Below are 16,001 nucleotides of genomic sequence, written 5' to 3'. Positions count from 1 at the left end.
ACGCGAGGGTGCACCGTTGTACGCCCGTAAGCGGCGTGTCCCCGGACAAACACGCGCGCTCGCGCACAAACACGGACGCACGCTGGAGCACAAAGGCGCGCGGGCAGGTCAGCGGGCGAACATCAGCGCCCGCTTGACCTCCTGGATCGCCTTGGTGATCTCGATACCGCGCGGGCAGGCGTCCGTGCAGTTGAAGGTGGTGCGGCACCGCCACACCCCGTCGACCTCGTTGAGGATGTCCAGGCGCTCGGCGGCCGCCTCGTCACGGCTGTCGAAGATGAACCGGTGGGCGTTGACGATCGCGGCCGGACCGAAGTAGGCGCCCTCGCTCCAGTACACCGGGCAGCTCGTGGTGCAGATGGCACACAGGATGCACTTGGTGGTGTCGTCGTAGCGCGCGCGGTCGGTCTGGCTCTGGATGTGCTCGCGGGTGGGGTGGTTGCCGGAGGTGATCAGGTACGGCTTGACCGCCTTGTAGGCATCCATGAACGGTTCCATGTTGACCACGAGGTCTTTTTCCACCGGCAGGCCACGCAGCGGCTCGATGGTCAGCGTCAGCTCCTTGCCCGGCTTCTTGGGCAGGATGTCACGCATCAGCAGCTTGCAGGCCAGCTTGTTGTTGCCGTTGACCCGCACCCCGTCCGAGCCGCACACACCGTGCGCGCAGGACCGGCGGAAGGTCAGCGTGCCGTCCAGGTAGCTCTTGACGTAGATCAGCAGGTTGAGCAACCGGTCGGTGGGCAGCGCAGGGACCCGGAAGCTCTGCCAGCCGCCGGTGGCGGCGTAGGCGTCGGGGTTCTCCGGGTTGTAGCGGGCGATCTTGAGCGTGACCATCTGCGCGCCCTCGGGGACCGGGGGCAGCGGCGGGTCGCCGGCGGGGGCGTTGTCGACCAGTGCCGCCGGTGCCGCGCTGGACGGCCCGGGCGAGCAGCAACCGCCCTCGGACGAGCAGCAACCGGAGTCAGCTGAGGAGGACATCAGTACTTCCGTTCCTTCGGTTCGTAGCGGGTCTGCACCACCGGCTTGTAGTCCAGCCGGATGTCGGCGATCAGATCGGTGCCCTGCTTGTAGGCCATGGTGTGGCGCATGTAGTTGACGTCGTCGCGGTTCGGGTAGTCCTCGCGGGCGTGTCCGCCGCGCGATTCCTGTCGATTCAACGCACCCACCACGGTGACCTCGGCCAGCTCCAGCAGGAAGCCCAGCTCGATCGCCTCCAGCAGGTCGGAGTTGAAGCGCTTGCCCTTGTCGTGCACGGTGATCCGGGCGTAGCGCTCCTTGAGCGCGTGGATGTCGCTCAGCGCCTGCTTGAGGGTCTTCTCGGTGCGGAACACCGCGGCGTTGTTGTCCATCGACTGCTGCAGCGCGCCACGGATGTCGGCGACCCGCTCGTTGCCGTGCTCGGAGAGGATGTCGCCCACCCAGCCGACCACCATGTCGGCGGGGTTCTCCGGCAGCTCGACGAAGTCGTGGGCATTGGCGTACTCGGCGGCGGCGATGCCCGCGCGGCGGCCGAACACGTTGATGTCCAGCAGCGAGTTGGTGCCCAGCCGGTTGGCGCCGTGCACCGACACGCAGGCGCATTCGCCGGCGGCGTACAGACCCGGCACGGTGTTGGTGTTGTCGCGCAGCACCTGGCCGGTGACGGTGGTCGGGATGCCGCCCATCACGTAGTGGCAGGTCGGGTAGACCGGCACCAGCTCCTTGACCGGGTCCACGCCCAGGTAGGTGCGGGCGAACTCGGTGATGTCGGGCAGCTTCTCCTCGAGCACCTCTTCGCCGAGGTGACGCACGTCGATGTAGACGTAGTCCTTGTTCGGCCCGGCGCCGCGGCCCTCGAGCACCTCAAGCACCATCGAACGGGCCACGATGTCGCGCGGGGCCAGGTCGACGATCGTCGGGGCGTAGCGCTCCATGAACCGCTCACCGTCGGCGTTGAGCAACCGGCCGCCCTCGCCGCGCACGGCCTCGGAGATCAGGATGCCCAGGCCGGCCAGGCCGGTCGGGTGGAACTGGTGGAACTCCATGTCTTCGAGCGGGAGTCCCTTGCGGAACACGATGCCCAGGCCGTCGCCGGTCAGGGTGTGCGCATTCGAGGTGGTCTTGTACATCCGGCCCGAGCCGCCGGTGGCGAACACGATGGCCTTGGCGTGGAAGACGTGGATGTCACCCGTGGCCAACTCGTAGGCGACGATCCCGGTGGCCACCGGGCCCGACGGCGTCTCGGTGAGCACCAGGTCCAGCGCATAGAACTCGTTGAAGAACTCCACGCCGTGCTTGACGCAGTTTTGGTACAGGGTCTGCAGGATCATGTGGCCGGTGCGGTCGGCGGCGTAACACGCGCGGCGCACCGGGGCCTTGCCATGATCGCGGGTGTGCCCGCCGAACCGGCGCTGGTCGATGCGGCCTTCGGGGGTGCGGGAGAACGGCATGCCCATGTTCTCCAGGTCCAGCACCGCGTCGATGGCCTCCTTGGCCATGATCTCCACCGCGTCCTGGTCGGCCAGGTAGTCACCGCCCTTGACGGTGTCGAAGGCGTGCCACTCCCAGTTGTCGTCCTCGACGTTGGCCAGCGCGGCGCACATGCCGCCCTGCGCCGCGCCGGTGTGGCTGCGGGTGGGGTAGAGCTTGGTCAGTACTGCAGTGCGGGCCCGCGGGGCCGCCTCGACGGCCGCGCGCATCCCGGCGCCGCCGGCACCGACGATCACCACGTCGTATCGATGTTCTTGAATCACCGCGATATCACCCGTTCGCTAGGAGAATCTGCCGTCAAGACCGTCAAGAAATGTTCGCGTCGAAGCTCAGCAGCACGTAGCTGCCCAGCACCAACGTGAAGATGATCGACACCGCCAGCAGCGACATCAGCCAGAACCGGCTGCGGGAGCTGCGGGTGTAGTCGCCGATGATGGTGCGCAGGCCGTTGCCGCCGTGCAGTTCGGCCAGCCACAGCAGGCACAGGTCCCAGATCTGCCAGTACGGGTGGTGCCAGCGCTCCGCCACGTAGTTGAAGTCGATGCGGTACACGCCGTCCTGCCACATCAGCATGACGAACAGGTGGCCGAGCACCAGGAAGATCAAGACGGCACCGGAGAACCGCATGAACAGCCAGGTGTACTTCTCGAAGTTGGGCATCCCGCTGTGTCGCTGCGGCGCACGCGGGTCGCCGAGGCTGGCCGGGCGGTCGCGGTCCGGGCCGCGAACCGGGGCTATCGGGCCCCTGCTGCGTTGCACGTCAGTTGTGCTCATAGGAACCGCTCCACCATGTGCATACCGATCCGGACCACCACCGGGACCATCACCACCAACCAGATGACGCCGACCGCCACCAGCATCTGGCGGTGCCAGCGGGTGCCCTGCCACCAGAAGTCGATCAGGATCAGCCGGACCCCGTTGAGGCCGTGGAACAGCACCGCGGCCACCAGTCCCAGCTCCATCAGGCCGACGAGCGGGGTCTTGTAGGTCGCGATCACCTCGGTGTAGGCCTGCGGGCTGACCCGCACCAGGGCCGTGTCGAGCACGTGTACGAACAGGAAGAAGAAAATGGTCGCACCGGTGATCCGGTGCAGCGCGAACGCCCACATCCCCGGGTCGCCCTTGTACAGACTCTGCCGCCGGAACCGCGTCGCATCCGACCGCGTTCCCGGCAGCGCAGTCGCATCGGCGGATGTCGCCGTCATCAACGCCTCCAAATTTTCTGCAGCGGCCCGCTGCGCCCGGCTATACCGTGCGTACGGTCGCTCCGCAACGCCATCGCTGTCAATAAACCTCGGCAAGGACTCTAAACCCATCAACAGGCCCGAAACGACCACGCGAAAGTTACTGACGAGTAGCCAGGGCCTGCGGCTACGCTGATTTTTGATCGTTGCCGACGGACGGACGAGGTGATGTGGTGCGCTCGGGTCGACAAGAGATCTGTTGAATGACTCACCAAATCGACTGGGACATGTTGCGGCGCAACGCAATCAAGGTTGCAGCTAACGCCTACGCGCCCTACTCGGGCCTGCGGGTGGGTGCTGCCGGACTGACCGACGACGGCCGGGTGGTCACCGGCTGCAATGTGGAAAATGTCTCATATGGGCTGGGCCTGTGCGCTGAGTGCGCGGTGGTCTGCGGGCTCTACGCGGCCGGTGGCGGGCGGCTGGTCGCGCTGTCGTGCAGCAATTCCGACGGGGAGCTGCTGATGCCGTGCGGTCGGTGCCGCCAGGTACTGCTCGAACACGGGGGTTCCCAGTTGCTCATCGACCACCCGGCGCGGCCGCGGCCGTTGGCCGAGCTGCTGCCGGACGCCTTCGGGCCGGATGCGCTGCCATGAGCCCCCTCGCCTCCTTTGATGCCCCGGCGCTGATCGCCACCAAGCGTGACGGCCACCGGCTGCCCGACGCCGGGATCGACTGGCTGATCGAGGGCTACACCACAGGCCTGGTCGCCGAAGAGCAGATGTCGGCGCTGCTGATGGCGATCTACCTGCGCGGGATGGACACGGCCGAAACCGTGCGCTGGACCGCGGCGATGATCGCCTCGGGCGAGCGGATGGACTTCACCGACCTGCGCCGCGGCGGCAAACCCCTCAAAACGGTGGACAAGCACTCCACCGGCGGGGTCGGCGACAAGATCACCCTGCCGCTGGTCGCCGTCGTTGCCGCCTGCGGAGCTGCGGTACCGAGCGCGTCGGGTCGCGGCCTGGGCCACACCGGCGGCACCCTGGACAAGCTGGAGGCCATCGCGGGTTTCGACGTGGCGCTGTCCACGGCGCGGCTGCGCGAGCAACTGGCCGGCGTCGGCGCGGCGATCTTCGCCGCCGGCGCTCTGGCGCCTGCCGACGCCAAGCTCTACGCGTTGCGTGACGTCACTGCCACCGTGGAATCGCTGCCGCTGATCGCCAGCTCGGTGATGAGCAAGAAGCTCGCCGAGGGGACGGACGCGCTGGTCCTCGATGTCAAAGTCGGCTCGGGGGCGTTCATGAAAGAGCGGGACGACGCCCGCGAGCTGGCCCAAGCGATGGTCGGGCTGGGCGCGGCACACGGGGTTGCCACCCGAGCCCTGCTCACCGACATGAGCATGCCGCTGGGGTGCACGGTCGGCAACGCGATCGAGGTGGCCGAAGCCCTCGAGGTGCTGGCCGGCGGCGGCCCGGCCGATGTGGTGGAGCTGACGGTGCGGCTGGCGAGCGAGATGCTGGAGCTGGCCACAATCGACGGCGCCGACCCCGCGCAGACACTGTCCGACGGCAGCGCGATGGACCGATTCACCGCGATGGTCGCCGCCCAGGGCGGGGACCTCGGTGTTCCGTTGCCGGTGGGGAAGTGCTGCGAGACTGTGACTGCTGATCGGGGCGGCTTTATGGGGCACATCGATGCGATGGCGGTCGCCCTGGCGGCCTGGCGGCTCGGCGCCGGCCGGTCCAGGCCGGGGGAGCGGGTGCAGCACGGGGCGGGGATGCGGATTCACCGCCGGCCGGGCGAACCGGTGGCGGCCGGCGAAACCTTGTTCACGCTCTACACCGACACCCCCGAGCGGCTCGGACCGGCGTGCGCCGAGCTGAACGGCGGCTACTGCGTCGGCGACACACCGCCGCTCCCGCGTCCCCTGATCATCGAGGCGACCGCATGATGAAGTCATGAGTAGACCGGTGAACCTGGAGACCATCCGGGAGGTCCCCAAGGCGCTGCTGCACGATCACCTGGACGGCGGGCTGCGCCCGGCCACCGTCGTCGACATCGCCGGACAGGTCGGCTACGACGACCTCCCGGCGACCGACCCCGAAGAGCTGGCGACCTGGTTCCGCACCCGATCGCACAGCGGGTCGCTGGAGCGCTACCTGGAACCGTTCAGCCACACCGTGGCCGTGATGCAGACCGCCGACGCGCTGCATCGGGTGGCCCGCGAATGCGTCGAGGATCTGGCCGCTGACGCCGTCGTCTACGCGGAGGTGCGGTTCGCGCCGGAACTGCACATCGAGGGCGGGCTGTCGTTCGACGAGGTGACCGATGCGGTGCTGGCCGGTTTCGCCGACGGGGAGCGCGACGCCGCGGCAGCCGGCCGGGAGATCACCGTGCGCTGTCTGGTCACCGCCATGCGCCATGCCGCGCTGTCGCGGGAGATCGCCGAACTGGCCATCCGGTTCCGCGACAAGGGCGTGGTCGGGTTCGATATCGCCGGCGCCGAGGCCGGATATCCGCCGACTCGGCACCTGGACGCGTTCGAGTACATGCGTGACCACAACGCGCGTTTCACCATCCACGCCGGCGAGGCGTTCGGACTGCCTTCCATCCACGAGGCGATCGCGTTCTGCGGCGCGGACCGCCTGGGGCACGGGGTGCGCATCACCGACGACATCACGGTCGGCGATGACGGCAGCTTGCAGTTGGGTCGGCTGGCGGCCATCGTGCGGGACAAGCGGGTCCCGTTGGAGTTGTGCCCGAGCTCCAATGTGCAGACCGGAGCGGTCGACAGCATCGCCGAGCACCCGTTCGACCTGCTGGCCCGCGCTCGGCTGCGGGTGACGGTCAACACCGACAACCGGCTGATGAGCGACACCAGCATGAGCAAGGAGATGCTGGTGCTCGCCGAGACCTTCGGGTATGGGTGGGCAGATCTGCAGCGGTTCACGGTGAACGCGATGAAGTCGGCGTTCATCCCGTTCGATCAACGGGTGCAGATCATCGAAGAAGTGATCAAGCCGCAATATGCGGTGCTGATCGACTGACCACAGCGGCTGAAAACTTCGAAGGCCGGACAATCGCGGTGGCGATTGCCCGGCCTTCGATCGAGAGATCAGTGCTCGGTGACGGTGGCCTCAGCGTCGCCCTGCTTCCAGGTGACGATGCCGTGCTCGAAGGTGGTCTGCTTGGACCCGTCGGCGTTGGTGGTCTCGTCGCTGGTCGGGTAGCCGAGCTTGCCCTGCGAACCGCCCAGCTCGTTCCACTTGTCGCGGATCTTGCCCCACACCACGTACGAACGGGTGGTGTGAACGATCACGCCGCCGTCGAACTGCTGGTAGGTGCCGCCGTCGGGGTTCTTCTGCTCGGCGCCGGTGGGCTCGCCCAGGTCCTGCTTCGCGGCGGCGTCCAGCGAGTCGAGCTTGGCCAGGATCGGCCCGGAGACGGTGTACTCCTTGCCGTCGGCGCCGGTGATCACGGTGGAGCTGGCGGCGCTCTCCTCCGACGGTGCGCTGACCGCGGACGAGATCACCGAGCTGGCCGAGGACGCAACTGAGCTGGCCGAACTCAGGGCCTCGCTGGTCTTCTCCTTGGCGGTGCTGCTGCAACCCGTGCCGATCAGCGCGACTCCCAAAACTGCTGCGGATACTGCTGCGGCCCGCTGTGTTGCCTTGCGCATGTGTAGTCCTTTCGAATTGGAAGGCCCCCGCAAACCGCACGGCCCGGCCCGAGTGTTATCGGGCCAAATGCTAGTCGTGAATATGACCACTCGGCAATGAAATGGGGCAAATGATTGCCGCAATTCGGAGTGAATATCCGCAGCACCCGGCAGGTTGTCCTGCGTGGGGCTTCGGCCCGGCTACCACCGGGGGCGGGGCGACCGGGTGGCAAAGCCTTATTCGCGCCGCAGTCGCGACTGCACGAACTGTTCGAGCTGCTCCCATTCCTTGACGGCGGGAGCGTACGGGCGCTGCGGCTCGTTGACCGACTCCCGGTCGAGCACGTAGCTGACCATCCGGCCCAGCGGACGGTCCGGCTTGAGGGTCTCGGCGACCACGCCGTCCTCGGCATAGGTGCCCACGTCCTGCAGGAACTCGACGGCCAGGTCCAGCTGCTCGCGGTCCACCGCGTCCGGCCCGTCGGTGAGGTCGTCGACGATCCCGGAGAGCACGTAGACGTTGTCATCGGTGATGTCGATCGACAGTGAACCGTCGGTGGCGGCGGTCCGGATGTCGTCGTAGGTGCTCAGATCCGACAGGTCGTGGTCGTGCTCGTCGGCCAGGTAGCGGGCCAGGGCGCGCTCGGAGCCGAACACGCTGATCCGGCCGTTGCGGCCCAGGAACACCGGCTCGTCCCCGAGGTAACAGCGCAACGTGAAGAACGTCCCGTTGTCGGTGATGACCCGAATCGGGTCGATGCCCACCTTGGTCCAGAAGTTCGCGTCGCCGCCAAGCACCACCCGGTCGCCGGAGGCCCGCTCGCCGGTCGCGGCGGCTGTCTCGTCGTCACCGCTGCTTTCCGCCTCGGCGGCTTCGTCGTCCTCGGTCTCCTCGGTGTCCGGCTCCGGTTCGGCCGGGGCTTCAGCGGCCAGTTCATCGGCTGCCTTCGACACCGCGGCAGCGTCGACGTTGGGGGTGGTGATGATCTCTTCGATGGCGGTCAACACATTGCCCCAGTTGCGGCCGATGATCTCGGCGATCGTCTCCCAGCGTTTCCGGCCGGACCGGCCGGTGAAGTTGTCGACGCCACCGGCCAGCCAACCCAAGTTGGGGTTTCCGTTGAAGAACTTGGTCACTGCCGGCAGGTCGCACACCGATCCGATCGCCGAGACGATCTCCAGTGCATTGGCCAGGGTCTGAACGGACTGCTTGGTCGGCTTCTCGGTCAGCAGTTCCTCGACCGCGATGAGGTCGTATTGCCGGTTGCGGGCCGGGTCCAGCTTGTGGGCGTTGGCCCGCACAAGCTGCGGCCAGCCCGGGTGATCGGCCAGGTCGTTGTTGGCGTTGATGCGTACGAACGCCACCAGTTCGGCCACGGTGGGGAAACCGTAGAGGTCTTCGTCCCTGCCCAGGAACGCCTGCCACTCGTCACCGGAGTCGCGCCAGCTCGGCGCCCACAGGGTGTAGCGGTCACCATCGGTCACCGCGAGGCGGATCGGTACGAGGTCAGCTGCCATGGCGCACAGAATAACGATGTAGCCCGCGCGGCCTGACGGCGGGATTGCGCCGGGATTGGCCGGGATTGGCCGCGCGGCGCCGGGCATCGCGTATTAAAGAAACCTGAATTTTGCGGCGATCGGGTTAGCGGTATGCGCCGGGTGGCTAGCGTCGCCGCCAGGGCGAAGCGGGTCGTCGCCGATGACCGAGCGCAACAAGCCGGGGCCGGGGAGGTCGCGATGACGACTGATCGGATGCGCCCCCTGGGCGCGATGCTGTGCGCCGCGGTGCTGGGCACGGCGTCGGTGCTGTCCTCGGCGGCGGTCTACGGCGTGGACCAGCTGGCGATTCGGCTGCGGCTGCTGGCCGACCAGGGCTGGATCATGAACGGAACCGGCCAGCCCGATCCCACCGTCGGGCCCTACCTCGGCCAGATCCTCGCCGGATACCTGCAGCCGTCATCGCCGCACTTCCCCGACCAGCCGACGTTCGCCGGCTACTCCTTTCAGGGCCTGACCACGCCGGAGCAGTTCTGTCCGTTCGTGTGCATCCCGGGCCAGCCGCCGATGGACTTCGGCGTCTCGCTGAACACCGGTGTGGGCCTGCTGGATCAGGCCATCCTGGCGCCGTTGCTGGCCGGCGACAACGTGACGGTGTTCGGCTACTCGCAGAGCGCCGCCATCACGACGATCGAGATGAACAGTCTGATCGCCAACGCCGGCACCGCCGGTTACCCGACCCTGGATCAGCTGGGCAACATGCACGTCGTCCTGATCGGCGACCCGAACAATCCGATCGGCGGCATCCTCGATCGCTTCGAATTCCCCGGCGACCAGCACCTGCCGTTCGTCAACATTCCGCTGAGCCTGGAGGCCACCCCCACCGACCACATCGCGTCCGACATCTACACCGGCGAGTACGACGGCTGGGCCAACTTCCCGCAGGATCCGACCAACCTCCTGGCCGTCGTCAACGCCCTGATCGGCATCCTGACCGTGCACCCGTACTACCCGGACTACACCGCCGAGCAGCTGGCCAGCGCCGTCAACGTCGGCACGATCGGCGACGCGAACTTCTACATGATCCCGCAGAATCTGCCGATCCTGCAGTTCATGTTCAACGGCGGGACAGCCGGGCAGTTCTTCGGCGACTTCTTCTCGCCCTGGGCTCGGCTGTTCATCGACTGGGGCTACGGCAACGCGGGCGACCCGGAGGTCAACGGCCTCTACCGGATCCCGGCCGGCGACTTCATCAACGGCAGCGCCTACCAGCAGGCATTCGGGGTGGCCGGCGGTCCATGGGCGATGACCCCGACCGGTGAGCTTTACGACGGATCCAGCGCGATGGGCCTGTTCGAGCGGATGGACCCGCTGCAGATGCTGGCCGGTGTTCAGAACGCACTGATCCAGAGCCTGGTCGGGCCGTGGGCCGACGTCGCGGCCGCGGCCAGTGGCGGCGTCCTCACCGCCGGTGACATCGGCACCATCACCGGCATCACCGATTTCCTGCAGACCATCACCGGCTACGACCTGGTGAACTCGCTCGACCAGTTCCTGATCAACGGCTGGAGCGCCCTGGCCGATGCACTGAACCTGGGCGCCGTGCTGGGTCCCGACGCGCTGCTGAGCGGGGTGGGGGTGCCCGGTGACGGGCTGCTCGACCTGATCGGAGCGGGCTTCAGCGTCTTTAACTTCTTCGGCGCGTAGACCGGCGCGGGTCAGCAAACTCCGGGCGGATTCTCGCCGATTTGACAACACGCGTTTTCTCAAAGAAGGTCAATGCTTAATTCCACCTAATAGATTAATGTGCTCTTGGCAGGTGGAAGCACAAGATCACCGATGACGTATTCGAGGCGACCTGGGAGGTCTGCGATGACGGTTAGGCGAGTGCATCCGCTGGGGGCCACCTTGCTGGCCATGCTGTGCGCCGTCCTCCTGGGCATGTCGTCGCTGATGACTCCGGCGCTGGCGTCGCGGCTGGAGAAGATGATCGCCGACGTCGCGCTGCTGGCCGGCGAAGCCTGGATCATGACCGGCACCGGCCAGGCCGACCCCACGATCGGCAGCTACATGGACGTGGTGCGCGACTTCTACCTCCAGCCCGTAACCCCATGGTTCGCCGGGCAGACGACGTACGCCGGCTACGCGCTGAACGGCCTGACCACCCCCGAACAGTTCTGCCCGATCGTCTGCCAACCGCTGCCCATCCCACAGCTGAACTTCGGGGACTCGCTGGCGCAGGGCGTGGCCAACCTCGAGGGTGCGATCCGCCCCCAGCTGGAGGCCGGTGACGAAGTCACGGTGTTCGGCTACTCGCAGAGCTCCGTCATCGCCACCCTGGCGATGCACAACCTGCTCGCTAACGCGCCGGGCGGCGACTACGACCCGGACAACCTGCACTTCGTGCTGATCGGTGCCCCCAACAACCCCATCAGCGGCATGTTGACCCGGCTGAGCTTCCCGGACGGGTTCGACGGAAACATGCAGCACATTCCGTTCCTGAACATCCCGCTGGGCATCGACCCGACCCCGACCCTTCCGTTCGCGACCGACGTCTACAGCACCGAATACGACGGCTGGGCCATCTTCCCGCAGGACCCCACCAACCTGCTGGCCGTGATCAACGCGGTGATGGGGATCGGGGCGGTGCACAACGCCTACTTCACCGACAACCTCGCCAACGCCATCGACCTGGGCACGATCGGCAACACCAACTACTACATGCTGCCCGAGCAGCTGCCGATCCTCGGACCCCTCTACGGGCTCGGCGACATCGGCAAGTTCGCCGCTGACGCGCTGGCGCCCATCCTCAAGACGGTCATCGACTGGTCCTACGGCAACCCCGGTGCCCCGGACGCCGGAATCACCGTGAACGGTGTCGACCCGATCGGCGCGGCCGGGGCCTGGGCGGTCACCGCGACCGGCCAGTTGTCCGAGGACACCGGTGTCGCCGGGTTCCTGCTGCGGATGGACCCGCTGCAGATGCTGGCCGGACTGCAGTACGCGGGCGTGCAGAGCCTGACCAACACCATCAATAACCTGCTGGACTTCGCCGGGCAGGGCCCGCTGTCGGACTCGGTCGTCGAGACGCTGCTGTCGGGCTACAACCTGACGCTCGGCCTGGACCAGGCGCTGCTCACCGGATGGCAGGACCTGGCCACCCAGTGGAACGTGGTTGACGTGCTCGGGCCCGACGCCATCTTCAACGGTGCGCCGTTGATCTCCGCGCAGCCGCTGCTGGACCTGCTCGGGGTTGGCTTCAGCCTGGTCAACCTTCTCGACGCCTGACCCATGCTTCGCCGGCGCCCGCCCGGGGCGGTGCTGCTCGCGGCGGCCGTGCTGGTGGCGGGTTCGGGGCTGGGCGTGGCGAGGCTCGGCGCCCAGGACCGGCATGACGTCACGCTGCTGGCCAACGAGGGCTGGATCATGGGGCCGACCAGCATTCCCGACCCCACGGTCGGCGGCTACCTGGACGCGGTGTTGGACCTGTTCCTGCAGCCGGCCTCGCCGTGGTTCCCGGGGCAGCCGACCTTCCCCGGGTACCAGTTCGAAGGACTGGTCACCCCCGAGCAGTTCTGCCCGCTGGTGTGCCTGCCGCCGCCGAATCCGTATCTGACCTTCGCCGAGTCGGTGGCGCGCGGCGTGGAGATCCTGCGCGCCGCGTTGGCGCCCCAGCTGGCCGCCGGCTCGGACGTCACGGTGTTCGGCTACTCACAGAGCGCCACTATCTCCACCCAGGAGATGATCAACCTGCTGGCCAACCCGCCGGGCGGCGGCTACGACACGGACAACCTGAACTTCGTGCTGATCGGCAATCCCAGCAACCCGCTCGGCGGCGTCCTGACCCGGTTCCCGGCGTATCCGCTGTTGGGCGACCAGCCGGTGCATCTGCCCTTTCTGGGCATCCCGTTGAGCATCGGACCGACCCCGACGAGCGGGTTCGACACCGACATCTACACCGGTGAGTACGACGGCCTGGCCAACTTCCCGCAGGACCCGGCCAACCTGCTGGCCATGGTCAACGCGCTGATCGGCACGGCGACAGTGCATTTCTCTTACATCGACTTCGACAACCTGGCCGACACCATCGATCTCGGCAGGGTCGGGGATACCGACTTCTACCTGATTCCCCAGCAGCTGCCGATCCTGTGGCCGCTCTACCAGCTCGGGGATGTCGGCAAGGTGATCGCGGACGCGCTGGCGCCGATGCTGAAACTGGTCATCGACTGGGGCTACGGAAATCCGGGCGACCCGTTCGTGGGCGTCAACGGCACAGACGCCGTCGGGCCCTGGGCCGTCACCGCCGGCGGGCATCTGGCCGACGGCTCCGACGTAGCCGGCTTCCTGTTGCGGATGGACCCGCTGCAGATGCTGGCCGGCCTGCAGTACGCCGGGGTGCACAGCTTCGTCGATCCGATCAACGACGTGTTGGGTTTCGCCGGGCAGTCGCCGCTGTCGGATTCGTTCGTCGATGCGCTGCTGACCGGCTACCACGTCACCAATGCCGTGGACGCCTATCTGCTCAACGCGTGGAACGAGCTGGCGGTGTCGCTGAACGTCGCCGATTGGCTGGGCCCCGACGCCGTCTTCAACGGCGAGCCGTTGATCTCGCTTGCGCCGATGCTGGAGATGGGCGCGGTGGTCTTCGAGATCCTCAACTTCCTCGGCGCATGACCCGTAGGGTCCCAGGCGTGGATGTGTGCGTCGTCGACCACCCGTTGGCCGCGGCGCGGTTGACCGCACTGCGCGACGAGCGCAGCGACAACGCGGCGTTCCGGTCGGCACTGCGGGAGCTGACCTGGATGCTGGTCTACGAGGCCACCCGCGACGCGCCCCGCGAGGACATCGACGTGCGCACCCCGCTGACCGGCACCGTCGGGGTGCGGCTGGCGCGGCCGCCGCTGCTGGTGCCGGTGCTGCGTGCCGGGCTGGGCATGGTGGACGCGGCGCATGCCCTGATTCCCGAAGCCGACGTCGGTTTCGTCGGCGTGGCGCGTGACGAGGCCACCCACCAGCCGGTTCCGTATCTGGCATCGCTGCCGGCGGACCTGAGCGCGACACCGGTCATGGTCCTCGACCCGATGCTGGCCACCGGCGGCTCGCTGGTGCACACCCTGGGGCTACTGCTCGATCGCGGCGCAACCGACATCACCGTGCTGTGCGTGGTGGCGGCGCCGGAAGGCGTTGCGGCGCTGGCGGAAGCGGCACCGGGGGTGCGGCTGTTCACCGCCACCGTTGACGACGGGCTGAACCAGAACGCCTACATCGTTCCGGGCCTCGGCGATGCCGGCGACCGCCAGTTCGGGCCGCGCTGAGATCCCCACCGTCACACCAGTAACCGGCGGGCGGGTATGCGGTTGTTGCCCACCTTTGAGCGACAACCGTTGTTGCGTTGGTGGAGTCAGCCCTCCCGGCATCCGTTGTCGCTCAAAGGCGGGCGAACATCACACCCCGTCGGGCTGGTGGCAGGTGAGCCGGGCGCGGCGGCTGGTGACAAGTGGGGTGAATGAGGCGCTACCAGGAGCGGACCGCGTCGGCGACGGCCGCACAGACCCGCTGCGCCTCGGCGCGGCCCGCGGCAAGGTCATCCGACGGCGGCCGGGCGACCTCGAGATAGCACTTGAGCTTCGGCTCGGTGCCCGATGGTCGCACCACCACCCGTACCGAGTTGCCGTCATGCTCGCCGGTGAACTCCAGCGCGTCGGTGACAGGGCCGCTGCGGTGCAGCAGATCGCTTGCGGTGACGGCGAATCCGGCCAGCATCTCGGGCGGATCGGTGCGCAGCCGGGCCATCACCGCGGCCGCCTCGGCGGGGCTGGCGACCCGGCGCGACACTGCGTCGGTGACGTGCACACCGTGCCGACGGGCCAGTTCGTCGAGCGCTTCGGGAATGGAGCTGCCCCGATCCCGCAGTGCCGCAATCAGATCACCGACCAGCACCGCGGCGCTGATGCCGTCTTTGTCGCGCACCGCATCCGGGTCGACGCAGTAGCCGATTGCCTCCTCGTAGGCGAAAACCAGGGTGGCACCGGGCAGGCCGTCATCGGCTCGCGCCAGCCATTTGAACCCGGTCAGCGTCTCCACATGGTGGGCGCCGTAGCGCTGCGCGATGCGTACCAGCATCCGCGACGACACCACGCTACTGGCCACCACAGCGCCGGCTGCTCGGCCGGCGGGTAGCCGCGACAGCAGGTAATCGCCCAACAGCCAACCGGTTTCGTTTCCGGTCAGCATCCGCCAACCGTCCGGGCCGACGATGCCGACCGCGCATCGGTCGGCATCGGGGTCGAGGGCGATCGCGACGTCGGCGTCGACCTCGGCGGCCAGCTCCAGCAGAGCGTCGGTGGCGCCGGGCTCTTCCGGGTTGGGAAAGGTCACCGTGGGAAAATCGGGATCGGGGTCGAATTGGGTTTTCACCGTGTGGATATCGGCCAATCCGGCGGCGCGCAGTACCTCGACCGCAACCTTGCCGCCCACGCCGTGCAGCGGTGTCAGCGCCACCCGAACCCGACCGCCGTGCCGCCGCACCGCAGCGGCCCGCCCGATGTAGCGCGCGATGAGCTCATCTCCGGCCGGTGTGACAGGACGCCGGGCAATCGTGTCGGCCGGGGGAGCGGCGGCCATTGCTGCCTCGATCTCGGTGTCGGTCGGCGAGACGATCTGCACGCCGCCGTCGAAGTACACCTTGTAGCCGTTGTCGGTCGCCGGGTTGTGCGAGGCGGTGATTTGGATGCCGGCTGCCGCGCCGGTGTTGCGCACCGCGAACGCCACCACCGGCGTCGGGCACGGCTCAGGCAGAAGCAACACCGAGAATCCCGCGCCAGCAAGCACTTCGGCCGTCGCGATGCTGAATTGCGCCGAGCCGTGACGCGCGTCACCGCCGACCACCACCGTCGAACCCATTCGGTGATGAGCGGCGAGCACCCGCGCCACCGCCCAGCTGGCGCGCAGCACCACGGCGAGGTTCATCGCGTCCGGCCCACCCCGCACCGGACCGCGCAGCCCGGCGGTGCCGAACCGCAGCGGCGCCGCGAACCGGGCGGCCAACTCATCGGGGCTGCACGCTGCGAGCTCCGCGGCGGTCACCGGGTCGGGATCGTGGGCGATCCATTCCTTGGGAGTCACCTGTCAATTGTGGCAAGCGGCTAGTCGACACGTGTCAACTACTTGCTACGCTGCCCCGGTTTGTG

The 16,001-nt window shown here is 67.7% G+C and carries 14 protein-coding genes; 7 read left to right on the top strand and 7 right to left on the bottom strand.

Translation table 11 applies throughout. From position 1 onward, the window contains the following. Positions 1-108 precede the first annotated feature (108 nt). Genes K3U94_RS17725 through sdhC form a run of 4 tightly spaced genes read right to left on the bottom strand, consistent with a single transcriptional unit; the run spans position 109 to position 3,677 of the window. Positions 109-978, bottom strand: coding sequence for a succinate dehydrogenase iron-sulfur subunit (locus tag K3U94_RS17725; RefSeq protein WP_230987196.1), 870 nt, complete (start codon positions 976-978; stop codon positions 109-111). Beyond that, positions 978-2,732, bottom strand: coding sequence for a succinate dehydrogenase flavoprotein subunit (gene sdhA / locus K3U94_RS17720; protein ID WP_220694560.1), 1,755 nt, complete (start codon positions 2,730-2,732; stop codon positions 978-980). The genes K3U94_RS17725 and sdhA overlap by 1 nt, the downstream gene beginning before the upstream one ends. A gap of 43 nt (positions 2,733-2,775) precedes the next feature. Continuing rightward, positions 2,776-3,243 (bottom strand): succinate dehydrogenase hydrophobic membrane anchor subunit, encoded by a 468-nt coding sequence (locus K3U94_RS17715; protein WP_047318687.1) that lies wholly within the window; start codon positions 3,241-3,243, stop codon positions 2,776-2,778. Then, entirely contained in the window at positions 3,240-3,677 is a 438-nt protein-coding gene (gene sdhC / locus K3U94_RS17710; protein WP_220694559.1) for a succinate dehydrogenase, cytochrome b556 subunit, read from the bottom strand. Before sdhC ends, K3U94_RS17715 begins: the two co-directional genes overlap by 4 nt. A gap of 239 nt (positions 3,678-3,916) precedes the next feature. Here sdhC and K3U94_RS17705 point away from each other — a divergent pair, with 239 nt between their 5' ends. From K3U94_RS17705 to K3U94_RS17695, 3 genes are read left to right on the top strand one after another with little or no spacing between them, the layout of a single operon-like run. Then, complete coding sequence (locus K3U94_RS17705; protein WP_220694558.1) at positions 3,917-4,309, top strand: cytidine deaminase; 393 nt, start codon at positions 3,917-3,919, stop codon at positions 4,307-4,309. Then, positions 4,306-5,607 carry a thymidine phosphorylase gene (locus K3U94_RS17700; protein ID WP_220694557.1) on the top strand — a complete coding sequence of 434 codons (1,302 nt, stop codon included), beginning with the start codon at positions 4,306-4,308 and terminating at the stop codon, positions 5,605-5,607. Before K3U94_RS17705 ends, K3U94_RS17700 begins: the two co-directional genes overlap by 4 nt. 7 nt (positions 5,608-5,614) lie before the next feature. Next, positions 5,615-6,703 (top strand): adenosine deaminase, encoded by a 1,089-nt coding sequence (locus K3U94_RS17695; protein ID WP_220694556.1) that lies wholly within the window; start codon positions 5,615-5,617, stop codon positions 6,701-6,703. 68 nt (positions 6,704-6,771) lie between these two features. Here the strand turns inward: K3U94_RS17695 and K3U94_RS17690 are convergent, their stop codons facing one another. Further along, a complete protein-coding gene (locus K3U94_RS17690; RefSeq protein ID WP_200900629.1) occupies positions 6,772-7,335 on the bottom strand; it encodes an LGFP repeat-containing protein in 564 nt (187 codons plus the stop codon). Positions 7,336-7,551: 216 nt separating this feature from the next. Then, positions 7,552-8,832, bottom strand: a complete 1,281-nt coding sequence (gene satS / locus K3U94_RS17685) for a protein export chaperone SatS (RefSeq protein ID WP_220694555.1) — start codon at positions 8,830-8,832, stop codon at positions 7,552-7,554. A gap of 219 nt (positions 8,833-9,051) precedes the next feature. On the opposite strand from satS, the gene K3U94_RS17680 reads away from it, so the two are divergent. The 4 genes from K3U94_RS17680 to upp all read left to right on the top strand — a co-directional run bounded on the left by K3U94_RS17680 (position 9,052) and on the right by upp (position 14,126). Next, positions 9,052-10,518, top strand: coding sequence for a PE-PPE domain-containing protein (locus K3U94_RS17680; RefSeq protein ID WP_230987194.1), 1,467 nt, complete (start codon positions 9,052-9,054; stop codon positions 10,516-10,518). 165 nt (positions 10,519-10,683) lie between these two features. After that, complete coding sequence (locus tag K3U94_RS17675) at positions 10,684-12,099, top strand: PE-PPE domain-containing protein (protein ID WP_230987192.1); 1,416 nt, start codon at positions 10,684-10,686, stop codon at positions 12,097-12,099. Between the two features lie 3 nt (positions 12,100-12,102). Further along, the gene (locus tag K3U94_RS17670; protein WP_220694554.1) at positions 12,103-13,485 is read left to right on the top strand and encodes a PE-PPE domain-containing protein; all 1,383 of its coding nucleotides are present in this window, start codon (positions 12,103-12,105) and stop codon (positions 13,483-13,485) included. Positions 13,486-13,502: 17 nt separating this feature from the next. Beyond that, positions 13,503-14,126: a uracil phosphoribosyltransferase gene (upp, locus tag K3U94_RS17665; RefSeq protein ID WP_220694553.1), complete on the top strand. Its 624-nt coding sequence runs from the start codon at positions 13,503-13,505 to the stop codon at positions 14,124-14,126. A gap of 199 nt (positions 14,127-14,325) precedes the next feature. Here the strand turns inward: upp and K3U94_RS17660 are convergent, their stop codons facing one another. Beyond that, positions 14,326-15,936, bottom strand: coding sequence for a phospho-sugar mutase (locus K3U94_RS17660; RefSeq protein WP_220694552.1), 1,611 nt, complete (start codon positions 15,934-15,936; stop codon positions 14,326-14,328). Positions 15,937-16,001: the final 65 nt, after the last annotated feature.

Source organism: Mycolicibacter heraklionensis, from assembly GCF_019645815.1.
Taxonomy (GTDB): domain Bacteria; phylum Actinomycetota; class Actinomycetes; order Mycobacteriales; family Mycobacteriaceae; genus Mycobacterium; species Mycobacterium heraklionense.
Note: the sequence above shows the minus strand (reverse complement) of the source record. Positions and strands in the feature narration are given on the sequence as shown.

What these genes read in the sequence shown, in the direction of transcription:
- K3U94_RS17725 (WP_230987196.1), bottom strand. Translation starts at nt 978, where the DNA reads ATGTCCTCCTCAGCTGACTCCGGTTGCTGCTCGTCCGAGGGCGGTTGC.
- K3U94_RS17715 (WP_047318687.1), bottom strand. Translation starts at nt 3,243, where the DNA reads ATGAGCACAACTGACGTGCAACGCAGCAGGGGCCCGATAGCCCCGGTT.
- K3U94_RS17705 (WP_220694558.1), top strand. Translation starts at nt 3,917, where the DNA reads ATGACTCACCAAATCGACTGGGACATGTTGCGGCGCAACGCAATCAAG.
- K3U94_RS17700 (WP_220694557.1), top strand. Translation starts at nt 4,306, where the DNA reads ATGAGCCCCCTCGCCTCCTTTGATGCCCCGGCGCTGATCGCCACCAAG.
- K3U94_RS17695 (WP_220694556.1), top strand. Translation starts at nt 5,615, where the DNA reads ATGAGTAGACCGGTGAACCTGGAGACCATCCGGGAGGTCCCCAAGGCG.
- K3U94_RS17690 (WP_200900629.1), bottom strand. Translation starts at nt 7,335, where the DNA reads ATGCGCAAGGCAACACAGCGGGCCGCAGCAGTATCCGCAGCAGTTTTG.
- satS (WP_220694555.1), bottom strand. Translation starts at nt 8,832, where the DNA reads ATGGCAGCTGACCTCGTACCGATCCGCCTCGCGGTGACCGATGGTGAC.
- K3U94_RS17680 (WP_230987194.1), top strand. Translation starts at nt 9,052, where the DNA reads ATGACGACTGATCGGATGCGCCCCCTGGGCGCGATGCTGTGCGCCGCG.
- K3U94_RS17675 (WP_230987192.1), top strand. Translation starts at nt 10,684, where the DNA reads ATGACGGTTAGGCGAGTGCATCCGCTGGGGGCCACCTTGCTGGCCATG.
- K3U94_RS17670 (WP_220694554.1), top strand. Translation starts at nt 12,103, where the DNA reads ATGCTTCGCCGGCGCCCGCCCGGGGCGGTGCTGCTCGCGGCGGCCGTG.